This is a genomic window from Vibrio sp. 2132-1 (assembly GCF_033344315.1).
The window spans coordinates 1-548 of the sequence record NZ_JAWPON010000732.1; the positions used below are offsets into that span (position 1 = coordinate 1).

A 548-nucleotide genomic window follows, 5' to 3' on the forward strand; every position below is an offset into this window, starting at 1 on the left:
CGCGTTGTTGTGCTTCTGATACGCTGTTGCCCAATGCAGTTGCACACAATACGCGACCACCATTTGTCACGATGTCGCCATCTTTATTGTCTGTACCCGCGTGGAAGACTTTCTCGCCTTCAATTTCAACTTGAGGCAGGCCAGAGATCACGTCACCTTTGTTGTACGCTGCTGGGTAGCCACCGGCTGCTAGCACGATACCGATAGATGCGCGTGGATCCCATTTAGATTCCACTTGATCAAGCTTCTCGTCGATTGCTGCTAAGCATAGATCTACAAGATCCGATTCCATACGCATCATGATTGGTTGTGTCTCTGGATCACCGAAGCGGCAGTTGTACTCGATCACTTTCGGAGTGCCATCTTTGTCGATCATCAAACCCGCGTATAGGAAACCTGTGTATGGGTTCCCCTCAGATGCCATGCCACGTACCGTTGGGTAAATGACTTCTTCCATGATGCGATTGTGAATTTCGGGTGTGACCACAGGAGCTGGAGAGTAAGCGCCCATGCCCCCTGTGTTCGGACCCGTGTCTTTATCACCGACA

The 548-nt window shown here is 50.9% G+C and carries 1 protein-coding gene; it reads right to left on the reverse strand.

What is annotated here, in order from left to right; genetic code table 11:
• Positions 1 to 548: phosphoribosylamine--glycine ligase (locus R8N47_RS27660; protein WP_318186418.1), on the reverse strand; the 548-nt coding region annotated here is incomplete at both ends.